The following is a 16,773-nucleotide window of genomic DNA, read 5'->3' on the forward strand; positions in this document are numbered from 1 at the left end:
ATCAGCCAAACATGCTGAACCCATCATTGATCGGCAGAACATCACCGTTGGCTGCCATGAAGTGTTCGATGGTGTTGTAGCCAGCGAACCAGTCCTGCAGTTTTACACCTTGGGCGGTTGGGTCGGACGGCGGGAAATATCCATCGTTGAGGTACAGGTCATTACCCACCCGAGCCAGTTGCAACGCATCAGCCGAACGGATGTTGTTCAGGATCAACGTGTCCGTACCGCTAGTGCCGTCATCACGGATAGTCACCAGCAGGCCAGTATCGACGACATAGGTATCGCCGCCTTCGCCACCGTTGGCAAAACCGGTGGCTTTCATTTGCCACGGATAAGTAACTTTACCGCCGAAAGTCAGCGCGTCATTGCCCGCGCCACCAAGCAGCACGAAGTTTTCGCCGGTACCGAGCAAATCATCGCTACCGTCGCCACCATCAGCAGTACCGCTGACGACCTGGATCGTGTCGTTGCCAGCTTCACCAAAGGCGAACGTTCCACGATCATCCGGAGCGCTGATGATGAGGTCATTGCCATTGCCGCCGTACAGCATGTCGGCTTGCGGCCCACCGGCAGCCACGTCGACCGCGAACGGCCCGAGCTGGGTGTAGAAACTGCCGTAAATGACATCGTTGCCATCGCCACCGTAAATGGTGTCGTTGCCCAGACCACCCTCAAGCCCGTTGGCCAGCGCGTTGCCGGTCAGCGTGTCGTTGAAGTTGGTGCCGATGAGACTTTCGACGTTGATCAGCACATCGCCTTGTGCATCACCGCCCTGATTGAGGCCGGTCTGCAAGTTAATGTTCACCGCCGTGGTGTTGTTGATGTACCAGACAGTGTCGATCCCTTCGCGCCCGTCAATCACGTCGGCGCCGCCGCCACCGATGAAATTGTCGTTGATCGCCGTTCCGGACAAGGTGTCGGCGAAATTGCTGCCCTGGAAGATCTCGATGCCGGTAAAGGTATCACCAGCAGCATCGCCGGCATTGACGTTGGTTTTCAGGTCGATGGTGACGGCACTGTCTGACGACTCGTAGCTGACCATATCCAGGCCGGTGCCGCCGTTGATCGCCAGCGCTGCGGAGTTGCCAACGAAGATGTCGTTGTACTTCGAGCCTGTGAACGCTTCGATACTGTTGTAGGTGTCGCCCGTCGCGATCCCGGTGCTGATGCCGGTTTTCAGGTTAATGCTGACGCCCACGGTGCTGTCGTCATAGGACACAGTGTCCATACCCGCGCCGCCGAAGAACTGGTCGGCACCGCCGCCGCCCTTCAGCAGATCATTACCACTGCCACTGACAATGATGTTGTCGCTGTCATTGCCTGTACCGGTAAATGCAACCGTACCGGTGTAGGTCATGCGCTCGATGTTCGCCGCCAGGGTGTGTTCCTTGTAGCTGACGCGCACCTCATCGTTGCCGCCACCGACTTGCTCGATGGCTGTTACGCCGCCACCGTTGACGAAGTAGATGTCGTCACCAGCACCACCCTCGAAGGTCGCGTAGCTGATAGCCGCAGCAGTGAAGGTATCGTTGAAAGCCGAACCGACGACTTTATCAATGTTGGTAAAGGTGTCGCCCTGCGCATCACCGCCGGTGGCCACTGAAGAAGTGCCCGGGCGAATTTCGACGTTGACCGCCTCGGCAGACGCCGAGTAATCCACGGTATCCCAGCCAATACCGGCACCACCGTCAAACGCGATCACGCGGCTGTCGGCAAAAAACGTATCGTTGAGCTTCGAGCCGGTAATCCCCTCGATGCTGTTGTAGACGTCACCCGCACCAATACCCGAGTTGATCCCGGTTTTCAGGTTGATGGTCACGCCCACGGTGCTGTCGTCATAGGACACGATGTCCATTCCCGCGCCGCCGAAGAACTGATCGGCACCGCCACCGCCCTGCAGCGTGTCGTTACCCGCGCCACCGGTGATGATGTTGTCGCTGTCATTGCCTGTACCGGTAAATGCAACCGTACCGGTGTAGGTCATGCGCTCGATGTTCGCCGCCAGGGTGTGTTCCTTGTAGCTGACGCGCACCTCATCGTTGCCGCCACCGACTTGCTCGATGGCTGTTACGCCGCCACCGTTGACGAAGTAGATGTCGTCACCAGCACCACCCTCGAAGGTCGCGTAGCTGATAGCCGCAGCAGTGAAGGTATCGTTGAAAGCCGAACCGACGACTTTATCAATGTTGGTAAAGGTGTCGCCCTGCGCATCACCGCCGGTGGCCACTGAAGAAGTGCCCGGGCGAATTTCGACGTTGACCGCCTCGGCAGACGCCGAGTAATCCACGGTATCCCAGCCAATACCGGCACCACCGTCAAACGCGATCACGCGGCTGTCGGCAAAAAACGTATCGTTGAGCTTCGAGCCGGTAATCCCCTCGATGCTGTTGTAGACGTCACCCGCACCAATACCCGAGTTGATCCCGGTTTTCAGGTTGATGGTCACGCCCACGGTGCTGTCGTCATAGGACACGATGTCCATTCCCGCGCCGCCGAAGAACTGATCGGCACCGCCACCGCCCTGCAGCGTGTCGTTACCCGCGCCACCGGTGATGATGTTGTCGATGTCATTGCCTTTGCCGCTGAAGGCCCCCGTGCCGGTAAAGGTCATGCGCTCGATGTTCGCCGCCAGGGTGTGTTCCTTGTAGCTGACGCGCACCTCATCGTTGCCGCCACCGACTTGCTCAATGGCTGTTACGCCGCCACCGTTGACGAAGTAGATGTCGTCACCAGCACCGCCCTCGAAGGTCGCGTAGCTGATAGCCGCAGCAGTGAAGGTATCGTTGAAAGCCGAACCGACAACTTTATCAATGTTGGTAAAGGTGTCGCCCTGCGCATCACCGCCGGTGGCCACTGAAGAAGTGCCCGGGCGAATTTCGACGTTGACCGCCTCGGCAGACGCCGAGTAATCCACGGTATCCCAGCCAATACCGGCACCACCGTCAAACGCGATCACGCGGCTGTCGGCGAAAAACGTATCGTTGAGCTTCGAGCCGGTAATCCCCTCGATGCTGTTGTAGACGTCACCCGCACCAATACCCGAGTTGATCCCGGTTTTCAGATTGATGGTCACGCCCACGGTGCTGTCGTCATAGGACACGATGTCCATTCCCGCGCCGCCGAAGAACTGATCGGCACCGCCACCGCCCTGCAGCGTGTCGTTACCCGCGCCACCGGTGATGATGTTGTCGATGTCATTGCCTTTGCCGCTGAAGGCCCCCGTGCCGGTAAAGGTCATGCGCTCGATGTTCGCCGCCAGGGTGTGTTCCTTGTAGCTGACGCGCACCTCATCGTTGCCGCCACCGACTTGCTCAATGGCTGTTACGCCGCCACCGTTGACGAAGTAGATGTCGTCACCAGCACCACCCTCGAAGGTCGCGTAGCTGATAGCCGCAGCAGTGAAGGTATCGTTGAAAGCCGAACCGACGACTTTATCAATGTTGGTCAAGGTGTCGCCCTGCGCATCACCGCCGGTGGCCACTGAAGAAGTGCCCGGGCGAATTTCGACGTTGACCGCCTCGGCAGACGCCGAGTAATCCACGGTATCCCAGCCAATACCGGCACCACCGTCAAACGCGATCACGCGGCTGTCGGCGAAAAACGTATCGTTGAGCTTCGAGCCGGTAATCCCCTCGATGCTGTTGTAGACGTCACCCGCACCAATACCCGAGTTGATCCCGGTTTTCAGGTTGATGGTCACGCCCACGGTGCTGTCGTCATAGGACACGATGTCCATTCCCGCGCCGCCGAAGAACTGATCGGCACCGCCACCGCCCTGCAGCGTGTCGTTACCCGCGCCACCGGTGATGATGTTGTCGATGTCATTGCCTTTGCCGCTGAAGGCCCCCGTGCCGGTAAAGGTCATGCGCTCGATGTTCGCCGCCAGGGTGTGCTCCTTGTAGCTGACGCGCACCTCATCGTTGCCGCCACCGACTTGCTCAATGGCTGTTACGCCGCCACCGTTGACGAAGTAGATATCGTCACCATCGCCACCTTCATAAGTCGCGTAAAGGTAAGCGTCAGTGGTGAAGCTGTCGTTGAACGCCGAACCGATAACCTTCTCAATGCCGGTCAGGGTATCGCCTTGCGCATCGCCACCAACACCTGCCAGACCAGTGCCCGGCCGGATGTCGATATTGACCCCTGCTGCGGAAGCCGAATAATCGACCGTATCAAAATCTGCGCCACCGTCGATCTTGTCCGCACCGGCACTGCCCTTGATCAGGTCGTTGCCACCCAGACCATTCATCTGGTCATCGCCACTGGTACCGATCAGCGTATCCGCGCCGTTTGTCCCATTTATCACTGCCATTACTTCTTCCTTGCCTTGTTAAGAACCGGTACCGGCTCGCGGTCGATCAAACGTCATCGCAGCGAACACCAAAGACTCGTGAATGTGTTGATATCGACAGGAAATGATCGAAGCTTGAGGCCCTGCAAAAAATTGTATCGAGATTGATGCAATACGATTTTCGCAGGCAAAAAAAGGCGACTCGAAAGTCGCCTGTTTTTTTGGGGAGGTGTTGCGCGAATCTGTCAGTCCGCCAGCCAGCCATACTCCCAATACCGCAGGTTATCGCCGCGCAGCACGTAATCGCGCAACACCACCTCACGTAATTCGTCACCCATGCGGTAACTGGCGTCCGGGTCGGCCAGGTGCATGCGGATCGCTTGCAGCCACTCGTCCGTGGTGTTGGTCTTGACCCGGGTACACGGCAAGTAGCCACGATAGGCCTCGGTGTCGGTACAGATCACTGGGTAACCGCAGGCACCGTACTCCAGCAGACGCAAATTGCTCTTGCAGTCGTTGAAGATGTGGAACTCCAGCGGGGCCAAGGCCAGATCGAGATTGAGGCTGGCCAGTTTCGCCGGATACTCATCCAGCGCGATCACCCCGTGAAACTCATGCATGTACGGACGCAGATCATCCGGGCACATACCGAAGAACACCCAGTCGACCTCACTGGCCAACTCTCGAACCACATCGGCAATCACCGCCAGGTCACCGTGGTGACTGGTACCACCACCCCAACCGACGCGGGGCTTTTTCGAGGTACGGCGTTTACTGCGCAGGTTGCTCCACAAGTCTTTGGCGAGCATGTTCGGTACGACACGAATATCGTGGTGCATGTCCGAGAGCACGTTGGCCAGAGGTTGTGTCGATACGACCACGCGATCACACAGACCGATGGCACGGCGGACCATGCGCTCCATTTCCTGTTTGCTCGGCATGTTGCGGATGTGCGCATTGCGATGAGGAACGTCGATGACATAGTCATCAAGCTCGTAGATCCGCCGGGCATTGAAATACTTCTTCAGCGGGGGAATTTCATCAATCGCGGGTTCCGAATAGCGCCCCTGCAGAACGATCACATCGGGGGACTGGCGCTCGATATCAATGATCGACGGCAAACCGTAGCAAATACGCCCTTCGATTCTGTTGGCCGCCTCCAGCTCGATCAGCGGCTGGCTCATGCGGTAATGGCCTATGGCAGAGGCATTGATCGGCACAGCCAGGACATTCGGCAACTGCGCCTTGGAAAATGCCCTCCAACCGGTACGCAAGCCCGGCTCAAGACTGAAACAGGTTGCCCCGATACCGTGCAACGCCAGGTTAACGTTGTAAGCCGGGTCATGCGCAATGAGTGGCAGCCAGCGCTGGTAAAACGCATCCTGCTCGCGCTCGTGCCGTTGTTGCTCTTCGCTCGTTGCCACGGCGACCGGACGCGCGCCCACAGCCAGCCGGGCATGTGGATTCCACACCACCAGATAACCTTCGCGACCGATTCGCAGGCACAGATCGACGACGTTGTACGCGACCTTCAAGTGCTGTTCGTCGAGCCCCGCGACCTCCTCGAAGACCGACTTGCGAATCATCAGGCAATCGCCGCCTACTGCGCTGAGGTCATGCACTGCCTGCAGACGAAACATGTACCCGTCCGCCTGCATCGGCTGACCATAGAACGGCAAACCGACCGGTCCCTGCAAACCGAGAATCAGGCCAGCGTGCAGCAAACAACCGTCCGGATTGAACAACTTGGCACCGACCACACCGACTTCCGGACGCTGCGCGTGATTAAGCAGTTCGTCCAGCCAATCGGCCTGGGTGATCACCGCGAAGGAGTTGAGCATCAACACGTACTCGCCGCGCGCCTGCCCTACCGCAAAGTTGTGCAAAGCCGCAGCGTTGCCCTTTTGCGGGTAGCTCACCACGCGAATCCGGTCACTGCCCAACTGCGCCATGCCTTCCAGCCAGGCCTGCGCTTCGGCGCTTTCGCTGGCGTTGTCGACCAAGAGCAATTCGTACTCGGTGTAAGCGGTCTTCTCCAGTAGCGTCTCGACACAGCGCTGCAAAGCGGCGGTCTGATCCTGAGTGACAATGATCACCGACACCAGCGGGCGTCGAGCGTGATGATAGTCAACCCGATTGAGCAACTCGCAGTTGCCGCGGCGAATTTCATGAGCAATTCCCAGACGCTGCAGATGCGCTTCGAGCAGCCGCGGGTTTTGCTTCATTACACCGGGTTCGGCAAGCCATTTGGAGAAATCGAACTTCGACTCCAGCAACACTTCGGCGATATGACCGACGACTTGTATGCCGTCGCTCTCAACCATCCGCCACAACACATCATGGGGGGCCAACTCGACGAACGTCGGTTCAAACCCGCCAAGCGCCAGAAACCGTTCACGCTGGAACGCCAGGGCACGCCCAACGTACGGATAACTGCGCATCAGGTCCAGGTTGAAGTCAGGTTTGAAAGCAGGCTCCGCCGGCTCGCCACTGCGCAGACTGCCTTCGTCGCTGTACAGACAGGTCAGCGTCGGGGTGTGAGCGATCCGGTCGGCCATGACCAACAACGCTGGCATTACCGGGCGATCCCCCGCCTGCAGCAGGTAGAACCAGTCGGCGCCATCCAGTTGCGCCAACAATGTGTTGATCTGCTCAAGGCCCTCGCCCTGCAACGGCATGCGAAACACTCGCCCGTCCAGCTCTGCCTCGGTACAGGAAGCAGACAGCACCAGAATCAGTTCTGGCAGGTAGTCCTGTGCGGCGAGTGCCTCCAGCGTGCGCTCAAGGCCATCGCGACTGCCCTTGGCATCGACGATGATCGGTACTATGCGGGGTTGCTGCGGCCAGCCGGCGAGCGTTTCCGGCAACAACTTGCGCTGCCCCTCGGTGAGCACCCGGCATTGCAACCACTGCGCGTAGAGTTCGCCAAAACTATTGCTGTCGACACCGACGCTCCACTCCTGACGGCTCTGCTTGGTGCCGAGTGTGCGACTCAGGGGCAGCTCCTCCCAGACCCGAGGATTCTCATCGGCTTTGGTCAAGGGAATGTAGCGAACCCAGCCCTGCGCAGGTGCCGACTCGCCGCTACGCACCTTGAGCATTTGCGTGAGCCATTCACGCTCTACTTCAACCGCATCCTTCATCGATTGTGTCGCGCTCAAACGCTCCGGATAGAGTCGCTCGGCACTGAGTACATTATTGGATACCGCCAGATTGCCGCGCCGCAGCAGGCAGACGTACAGGGCAAAATCCAGAGTCGCGACGAAGCAGCAGTCTTCTTGAGTCAATGCCGGCAACAGCTCGACAACATCGGCGCGCCGGAACAATGCATTACTGAATCCGCCGAGGACGTTGACCGGGAATTTCTCAAATATCCCCAATACGTCATCCCCATTGAGCAATCCGCTGGACGGCGACAACGAGGTATTTTCCAGACGCGTCGGCAGGATGATGTCGTTTGCATCCCAGAGCAGTCGCTGAGCGGTGACCAGACTGACTTCGTCGCGCAACATTTCATGCGCCTGCTGCTCGATGCAGTTCGAATATAGAAGATCGTCGTCACACAAAAACTTGATGAACTCGCCCTGCGCCTGTTCAAGGCAGGCTTTCAGATTGCCGACAAACCCCAGCGTACGCGGGTTACGCACATAGCGAACGGCGCCGCCTGTCTGCTCGATGACCGCGCCAACGATCTCTTCGATCTGCTGACCACGACTGTCATCACAAACAATGATTTCAAGATTGCCGTAACCCTGACCGACAGCACTGCGCAATGCCCGCTCGAAAAAGCGCGGATTGAAGGCGGGAATGACCAGACTGACAAGGGGAAGTGAATTCACGGCGGACTCGCAAGCGGCGGGAACCCGCCCGGAACAGCGAGCCCTCTGAAACCGCAAAAAAAGACAATTAAATACTCAAGAACCAAAGCAAACGGGCGCTCACGCGCCCGTTGACCATCAGATCTTGTTGAACAGGCCCAACTGGCTGATCTTGCTGAAAGCCAGCTGCGCGGCCTGCAGCATGGTTTGCTGCAGAGTCAGACGGGTCATCACCTCTGCCGGATCCGAATCGCGGATCGAGCCTTGAGTCGTGGCGTTCGCTGTGCTCAGACTCTGGTTGGTGACGGTCTGCGCGTCCAGAGACTGGCCACGGGCACCGATCGCAGTAACGGCGGCGCCGACCTGGTTGGTAGCGGCGTCGATGTTGCCGAGACCCGACTCCATGACACCCTGAAACTTCTGCTTGGCAACATCATCACCGTCAATTGGCGTATTCAATCCCGCAACCATCTGGCCCAGCGTATCGAGGATGTTCTGGGTCTGGTGGTTGTTTGACTGAATCGAAAACTGGTCACCGGCTGCCGGAACGTTACCCAGTGCGAAGGTCACGCCTGCGGCGGTCGCATTGCCACCGGCAACTGTACCCGACGACACCGGTTTGCTGTCGGCAGTGACTGGCGCAGCGTACAGATCGAAGGCCGTGGCGCTGGTGAACTTGAGCACTGCCCCGCCCTGCGGGAAGGCATTGTTGTACGCCGTCTGGTCAGTGATGCTGGAACCGGTGATCACGGCAGTCGACGGGTTACCCGGGCTGCGCGCCGTGGTGAACGAGTCAGGCGTAGCCACCAACTGGAAACTGTGCCCGGCAATCACTGCATCCGGGTTGGTGTCACCAGACTTCAGGTTGATGTTCAGCTTCATGTCGACACCACGAAAGCTGACCGTCTGATTGGCGCCGCTGCTGTTGGTGATAGCACCATTCTGGCTCGCCTCGGCGGTAACGTCGTTGCCCAGGGCATCCGTGATTTTCAGCTGGGTGCTGCTGAGGAAACTGACGGTGTAAGGCTCGCCACCGGTAAACTTGGAGTTGTAGCTGGCCGCAGAGCCGACCGTACCGTTGGACAACACTACACGACCGTCATCCACTGCCGGCGAAGTCATGGTGGTGTTGGTGCGACCGGTATTGATGGTCTGCTGGAAGGCATCCCAACCGGTGGTGTTGGTGCCGACCGTCATACCGTCGCCGATGCCCAGGTTGATCGTGGTCTGGTCACCGTTGTAGGAGTAGGTGCCGTCGGGATTCTGGGAGTATGGCGCGGTATCGGTTTTCGAACCGGAGAACAGATAGTTGCCGTTGGCGTCCTTGGAGTTCATCAGGCCCAACACCTGCTGCTGGATCTGCGACAGTTGCGCAGCGTAAGCCTGGCGATCCTTGTCGGTCAGGTTGCCGTTGTTGGCGGCCAGGGAGATTTCCTTGGCACTCTGCAACGCCGTGGTGATGGAATCCAGAGTGGTTTCCTGCACATTCAACGAATTTGTGGTGGTGTCGACATTGGTCTTGTACTGATCCAGCATCGCGGCCTGCTGGCCGAGTTGCAGCAAACGACCGGCACCGATCGGATCATCGGACGCATTGGTGATGCGCTGCAGGCTGCTCGCCTCGCTGGCGGTGGCGACAGCCTTGTTGAAGTTACGCTGATAGTCCGACGCTTGCGTGCCGTAATACTGGGCGGTGGAAATGCGCATGAATTACGACTCCTTAAAGGCTGTTGATCAGCGTGGCGAAAGTTTCCTGCGCAGCTTTGATGATCTGCGAAGACGCTGTGTAGTACTGCTGGTATTTGACCAGGTTGCCGGTTTCTTCATCCAGGTTGACCCCGGACAGCGAATCGCGGGCGCCTTTGGCGTTATCCAGAATCGCCGTGGTGGCGGCACTGTCGGACTTGCCTTGGGCAGTCTTGGTACCGACGTTGGTCACCAGTTTGTTGTAAGCATCAGTCAGGCTGATGCCCTTGCTTGCCGAACCGGTGTCCACGGTTTGCTTGGTTTGCAGACCGACCAGTGCCTGGGCATTACGGTTGTCGGACGAAGCCGCACCGGTCAGGTTCATGGTGAAGGTTTCGCCGGACTTCGGCGTGCCGCCCACGGTGGTCTGCACGTTGAAGGTTTTCTGCACCGGCGGCACAACACTGTTGTCCATGACCTTGTTGCCGTTGGCATCAAGGACGCCCACTTTCAGGTTCAGGGTGTTGGCCTGCCCAGGAACAATGGTACCGGTACCGATGGACTGACCCTTGGCGTCGACCATGGTGTAGGTCTGGCTGCCGCCGCTCGCATCACCGAACACCAGCTTTACGGGTGTCGAGTTCTTCAGCGCCGCCTGCAGATCGGCCTGGGCCGCCGGATCATAGATATTGATCGTGTCGCTGAGCACTGGCTGGGTGTAAGTGCCAGAGTTGCTGGCGCTGGCCACACCGGTCAATGGACCTGCCGCAGCGATTTTCTTTGGATCGGTGAGGACAGTCTGAATGCTCGCTGCGGCGTTACGGGTCGGGGTCACCTTGAAGGTGTCGCCCGCGCTCAACGCACCGCCATTGAGTGCCAGGGTGAAGCCGTCGATTACCGGTGGCGGATTGGTCGTCGTGCTGAAGGCGCCCATGTCGGTGCCGTCCGAACGCTTGACGGTGTAGTCGGTAGCGCTGGTGAACGTCACCTGATAATCGCTGGTGGTCAGCTTGCCGGTGTCCTTGATGGTAACGTCAAGGTTGCCCGAGCCGGTGCTGTTGCCCGACTGCGCGATACTGCGCTGACTGATCAGCGCAGCACTGTTGATGTTGTTGAAAATCGCCGCGCCGAAGTCACCGTTCTTGTCGATGCCCTGTGCTTGCTGGCTGTTGACCTGATCAGCGATCACCAGTGCCACTCGGCCCAGCTCGTTGAGCGACGGGTCAAGGACCTCTTTGCGGTAAGTCAGCAGGCCGCCGATTTCACCGCCGGTCATCGCCGAGGTGATGTCGATGGTGCTCGAACCGCGATCCATCTGGATGGCCATGCGCGACGGATCGTCTTTGCTTGCGACCATGCTCAGGGTGTTAGTGGTGTTGCCGATCACCAGCGGCTGACCGCTGCCGATGTAGACATCGAAACTGGTACCACGCTCGACGACCTGTGCACCGGTCAGCTCGGAGAGCTGACGTACCGCTTCGTTACGGCTGTCGAGCAGATCGTTCGGCGCCCCACCGCTGGTGGAGATCTCGCCGATCTTCTGGTTCAAATTGGCAATCGAGGTGGCCAGTTTGTTCACCTGGGACGTCATGTCGCCAAGGCTGCCATTGATGGTGGTGTTCTGATCGTTGAGCTGTTTGGCGATGGTGTTGAAGCGGCTGGTCAGCGCTTGCGCACCGGTCAGCACCGATTGACGGGAGGTGTCATCGGTCGCCGACGTCGAGACGCCCTGCATCGTGGTAAAGAATTTTTGCAGCACACCGGTCAGGCCGGTGTTGGTGTCCGACAGCATGGAATCCAGCGGCGTGGCCTGCGCCAGAAACGCGGCCGACTCGCTGTCGAGCGAGGTGGCCGTGTGCAGTTGGCTTTCCAGGTACGAGTTGTACACCCGGCGCACGTCAGCCAGGGTGGTGCCCGTACCGATGAACACGGTGCCGAATTGCTGCGAGGATTTGGTGCCCTGCACGGTTTGCTGACGTGAATAACCGGCGGTGTCGACGTTGGCAATGTTGTTGCCTGTCGTAGCCAAAGAAGCTTGGCTAGCCGACAGCCCCGACATCCCGATATTGAGCAAACTCATGGTTCAGACCTTATACCTTGTGCCTTATAAAGGCGTGGTGGATACACCCGCCGCAGCGTAGTTTTCAAAACTGTTCATCTGCTTGGCAATCTGCGAAATCTTTGTCGCGTAGTTCGGGTCGGTGGCGTAACCGGCCTTTTGCAACTCACGTACAAACTGTTCTGGGTTATCGGCCGACTTCAGCACATCTTGATAGCGATTATTGCTCTGCAGCAAAGTCACCAGATCGTGGAAGCTGTCCTTGTACGAGGCGTAGGAACGGAACTCGGCCGTCTCCTTGACCATCGCGCCATTGCGGAACTCGCTGGTGATTGCGCGGGCGGAATCGCCCTTCCAGTTACTGCTCGCCTTGATGCCGAACAGGTTGTGGCTGCTGCTGCCATCCTGGGCGCGCATGACTGACTTGCCCCAGCCGGTTTCCAGTGCCGCTTGCGCCACGAGGTAACGCGGATCGACGCCGATGCGGTCGGCGGCTTCTTTGGCCATCGGCAGCATGGTGTTGACGAATTCGTCGGCAGAACTGAAGGCTTTTTTCGCCGGCGCCAATGGAATCTGCGCCATGGCGCGACCGTAAATCTGCATCTGGCCGCCGGAAGCTTTGTCGCTTTCAGCGCGAGCCAGCCAATCGCCGTTGTACAGGGCGCCAGAACCGGTCGCAGCGGTGGTAGCTGTGGTGGTGGCGCGTTGCGGCAGCTGCGTGTTGGTCGCCGTTGTCGTGGCGGATGGCACCAGCCCGGCGAGCAAACGATCGGCCAGTTTCGGCGGCAAGGCCAGACGACGCTGGTTGATCATTGCCATGTCGTTGCTGTGCGCCAGCTGCGTGTTCGGCGCCTTCACCGAACGCGATGCCCACAACGGACGCTCACCATTGAGGCGCGACAACGGGCCATTGGTGGCGACGGTGCCAGCGGCAATCGGCGTCTGCACGGCAGTGGCCTTGGCCAGGGCCGCTTCCTGCTTGGCGGCGGACGCGGCTGCAGCCTCACCCGGCGCCATTGGTTTGTTCTTCGACATCTGGCGCATCAGCACGTCAGCCAGGCCGATACCTCCGCCCTCCCGGGACATGGAAATGGCCAGTTGCTGGTCGTACATTTCCTGATACTGCTTGGCGGCCGGCGTGTTGAGCGGGTTGTCCTGCCCCAACGTTTCAGTGGCCGAGCGCATCGACTTGAGCATTTCGCCGAGGAAAAGCGATTCGAATTCCTGCGCCACCTTGCGCATGTTCGCATCGCTGTTCTTGTCGCCGACCTTGAGCTGATTCAGGCGATTAAGGTCAGAGTAAGAACCCGAATCGCTACTGCTGACCAGACCACTTTTGCGCATATCCATGATGGTCGGCCTCAGATCACAATCAGGTCGGCTTGCAATGCGCCGGCCTGCTTCAGTGCTTCAAGAATCGCCATCAAGTCACCCGGTGCTGCGCCGACCTGGTTCACCGCACGTACGATCTCGTCGAGGGTGGTGCCCGGGCCGAACTTGAACATCGGTTTGGCTTCTTGCTCGGCATTTACGCGCGAGCGCGGCACGACAGCAGTCTGGCCGTTGGACAACGGGCCTGGCTGGCTGACGATCGGATCTTCGGTGATGGTCACGGTCAGGCTGCCATGGGTCACGGCGGCTGGCGAGACTTTGACGTTCTGGCCGATGACGATGGTGCCGGTGCGCGAGTTGATGATGACTTTCGCCACTGCCTGGCCCGGATCGACCTCGAGGTTTTCCAGGATCGACAGGTAGTCGACGCGCTGGCTAGGATCGAGCGGTGCAGTCACACGCACCGAACCACCGTCGATGGCTTGCGCCACGCCAGGGCCGAGCATGTCGTTGATCTTGTCGACGATACGTTTGGCGGTGGTGAAGTCGGAACGGTTGAGGTTCAGCGTCAGGCTGTTGCCCTGGTTGAAACCGCTCGGCACCGAGCGCTCCACCGACGCACCACCAGGGATGCGACCGGCCGACGGAACGTTGACGGTGATCTTCGAACCGTCACGGCCTTCAGCGTCGAAACCACCCACCACCAGGTTGCCCTGAGCGATGGCGTAGACGTTGCCGTCGATACCCTTGAGCGGGGTCAGCAACAGGGTGCCGCCACGCAGGCTCTTGGAGTTACCGATCGAGGAAACGGTGATGTCGACCTGCTGACCCGGTTTGGCGAACGCCGGCAGATCCGCGCTGACAGACACTGCCGCGACGTTTTTCAACTGCACGTTGCCCGATCCCGCCGGCACCTTGATGCCGAACTGCGAGAGCATGTTGTTGAAGGTCTGCAGGGTGAACGGGGTTTGCGTCGTCTGGTCACCGGTGCCATTGAGCCCGACCACCAGGCCGTAACCGATCAACTGGTTGGAACGCACGCCGGAAATGCTGGCGATATCTTTCAGCCGCTCGGCGTGGGCACCAAAGGCTGCGGACATCAGTGCCGCAGCCAGCATCAGGTGTTTGAAATTCAACGTGGCCACCTAGAAAGGGAACAGCGGGCTGAGGAAGAAACGGTCGAACCAGCCTGGCTGACTCGCATCGGCGAACGAGCCGGTGCCCGAGTAGGTGATGCGCGCATCGGCGACCCGCGTCGAAGAAACCGTGTTGTCGGTGGCGATGTCATCGGCGCGCACCAGACCGGCAATCCGCACCAGTTCATCGCCCGTGTTGAGGGTCATCCACTTCTCGCCGCGCACTGCGATGATGCCGTTGGGCAAGACGTCGGCAACGGTCACGGTGATCGAGCCGGTCAGGGTGTTGCCCTGCGCAGCCTTGCTGTCACCCTTGGTCGCACGATCGCCTTCGTAACTGGCGCTCAGGCTCAGGTCATTGCCACCCAACGGATTGTTGGTCGTGGCGCTGCCGCCGAACAACGAGGTCAGACCAATGCCGGTTTTGCTGTTCTTGGCCACTTGCGAGTTGGCGTTTTTGCTTGCCTGCGTCCGCTCGTTCAGGGTGATGGTGATGATGTCACCGACCCGGAATGCCTTACGGTCGCCGTACAGGTTCTGCTCGAAGCCGGCCTGATAGATCGAGCCGTTATTGGCCGCAGCCGGCAACGGCGTGCGCGGCAACACCGGAGCGTAGTAAGGGTCATTGGGCTTGGGCGTCGGAGCGACGCAGCCCGCGAGCGAGACGACTCCACTCAATGCCAGAACAGATACGAAACGATTCATGACCCTACCTCACGGTGTTGCAGGCGACCTCATGGTCGCCTCATAGACTTGATTACAGATTCTGCGTTACGAACGAGAGCATCTGGTCGGCGGTGGAGATCACCTTGGAGTTCATCTCGTAAGCGCGCTGAGTGGTGATCATGTTGACCATCTCTTCAACGGTGCTGACGTTGGAGGTTTCCAGGGTGTTCTGCAGCGTGGTACCGAAACCGTTCAGACCCGGAGTACCGACTTGCGGTGCGCCGGAAGCTGCGGTTTCCAGGAACAGGTTGTTACCCACGGCTTGCAGACCGGCCGGGTTGATGAAGTCGGCGGTTTGCAGGTTACCGATCACTTGCGAAGCCGGGTTGCCGGCGATGGTGATCGACACGGTGCCGTCGCGACCGACCGTGAAGGTCTGCGCGTTGTTCGGGATGACAATCGCGGGTTCCAGGGCGAAGCCGCTGGCGTTCACGACCTGACCGTTGGAGTCGAGGTGGAAGGTACCGTCGCGGGTGTAGGACGTGGTGCCGTCCGGCTGCAGGATCTGGAAGAACCCACGACCGTCAACAGCCAGGTCGAGCGGCTGCTCGGTGGTTTGCAGGCTGCCGGCAGTGAAGTTTTTCTGCGTGCCGACGATGCGCACACCGGTACCCACTTGCAGACCCGACGGCAGTTCGCTGTCCTGGGTCGACTGGGCGCCTGGCTGACGCTTGATCTGATACAGCAGGTCCTGGAACTCGGCGCGGTCACGTTTGAAGCCCGTGGTCGAGACGTTTGCCAGGTTGTTGGAAATGGTGGTCAGGTTGGTGTCCTGGGCGGACAGACCGGTTTTGGCAACCCATAGAGCCGGAAGCATTCGATTCTCCTCGTGCGCCTGTTTTACGGCGCGACGTTCTGATAATTAGCTGATCTGCAAGACCCGAGCCATGGCCTGGTCGTCGTCTTTGGCGGTGTTCATCATCTTGACGTGCAACTCGAACTGCTTGGCCAGCGCCAGCACCGAGGTCATCTCTTCCACGGCATTGACGTTGCTCGACTCGAGGAAACCCGACACCAGTTTGACGTTGGCATCGGCCGGCGCCGGTTGGCCGTCCTTGGTGTAAATCGAGCCGTCGAGGCCCTTGTTCATGTTCTTGATGTCCGGGTTGACCAGTTTGATCCGGTCGACTTCAGCCATGACGCGCGGGCCTTCGCCCATCGCCCGAATGCTGATGGTGCCGTCTTCGCCAACTTCGACCTGCTGCTCAGGCGGCACGGCGATCGGACCGCCATTACCCATGACTGGCATGCCGTTGCCGGCGCGCAGTACGCCAAGGGCGTCGATATTGAGGCTGCCGGTGCGCACGTAGCTTTCGCCGCCGTTAGGGTTTTGCACGGCGATGAAACCGTTGCCGGTCACGGCAACGTCGAGGTCACGACCGGTCTGCACCAGCGAGCCCGGCGTGAAGTCGGTGGCGGGCCGTTCGCTCATGGCAAACGCGCGCGCCGGAAAGCTGTCACCAAACACCGGCATCGAACGCGCCTGCTCCAGATCGCGCTGAAAACCGTTGGTGGAGATGTTCGCCAGGTTGTTGGCATGAGCCTTTTGCGCCAGTGCGTTCTGGCTGGCGCCGGTCATTGCCACATAAAGGTACTTGTCCACACTCTTTCCTCTGCATGCCGGACGTTTGCCGCCCACCGCTGTACTGCTGAGCCTTAAGCAATTTGCAGACCAACTTTTTTCTGACGGCGCGAGGCCCGGTAAACAAAGGACTTGGAGGA

Annotated in this window: 9 protein-coding genes; all 9 read right to left on the minus strand. The window is 59.3% G+C overall.

What is annotated here, in order from left to right; all coding sequences use genetic code 11:
* Position 1: 1 nt before the first annotated feature.
* Positions 2-4,315 (minus strand): beta strand repeat-containing protein, encoded by a 4,314-nt coding sequence (locus JFT91_RS27645; RefSeq protein WP_201234455.1) that lies wholly within the window; start codon positions 4,313-4,315, stop codon positions 2-4.
* 224 nt (positions 4,316-4,539) lie between these two features.
* Positions 4,540-8,133 (minus strand): glycosyltransferase, encoded by a 3,594-nt coding sequence (locus JFT91_RS27650; protein ID WP_201234456.1) that lies wholly within the window; start codon positions 8,131-8,133, stop codon positions 4,540-4,542.
* A gap of 117 nt (positions 8,134-8,250) precedes the next feature.
* Entirely contained in the window at positions 8,251-9,819 is a 1,569-nt protein-coding gene (locus tag JFT91_RS27655) for a flagellar hook-associated protein 3 (RefSeq protein ID WP_201234457.1), read from the minus strand.
* A gap of 13 nt (positions 9,820-9,832) precedes the next feature.
* Entirely contained in the window at positions 9,833-11,878 is a 2,046-nt protein-coding gene (gene flgK, locus JFT91_RS27660; protein ID WP_201234458.1) for a flagellar hook-associated protein FlgK, read from the minus strand.
* 24 nt (positions 11,879-11,902) lie between these two features.
* Positions 11,903-13,207, minus strand: coding sequence for a flagellar assembly peptidoglycan hydrolase FlgJ (gene flgJ / locus JFT91_RS27665; protein ID WP_201234459.1), 1,305 nt, complete (start codon positions 13,205-13,207; stop codon positions 11,903-11,905).
* 11 nt (positions 13,208-13,218) lie between these two features.
* Positions 13,219-14,307 (minus strand): flagellar basal body P-ring protein FlgI, encoded by a 1,089-nt coding sequence (locus JFT91_RS27670; protein WP_201228087.1) that lies wholly within the window; start codon positions 14,305-14,307, stop codon positions 13,219-13,221.
* Between the two features lie 27 nt (positions 14,308-14,334).
* Entirely contained in the window at positions 14,335-15,030 is a 696-nt protein-coding gene (gene flgH / locus JFT91_RS27675) for a flagellar basal body L-ring protein FlgH (protein WP_201227474.1), read from the minus strand.
* Between the two features lie 52 nt (positions 15,031-15,082).
* Entirely contained in the window at positions 15,083-15,868 is a 786-nt protein-coding gene (gene flgG / locus JFT91_RS27680; protein WP_201149122.1) for a flagellar basal-body rod protein FlgG, read from the minus strand.
* 45 nt (positions 15,869-15,913) lie between these two features.
* Complete coding sequence (locus tag JFT91_RS27685) at positions 15,914-16,654, minus strand: flagellar basal-body rod protein FlgF (protein ID WP_103305337.1); 741 nt, start codon at positions 16,652-16,654, stop codon at positions 15,914-15,916.
* Positions 16,655-16,773 lie beyond the last annotated feature (119 nt).

The organism is Pseudomonas sp. TH08 (genome assembly GCF_016651275.1).
Taxonomy (GTDB): Bacteria; Pseudomonadota; Gammaproteobacteria; order Pseudomonadales; family Pseudomonadaceae; genus Aquipseudomonas.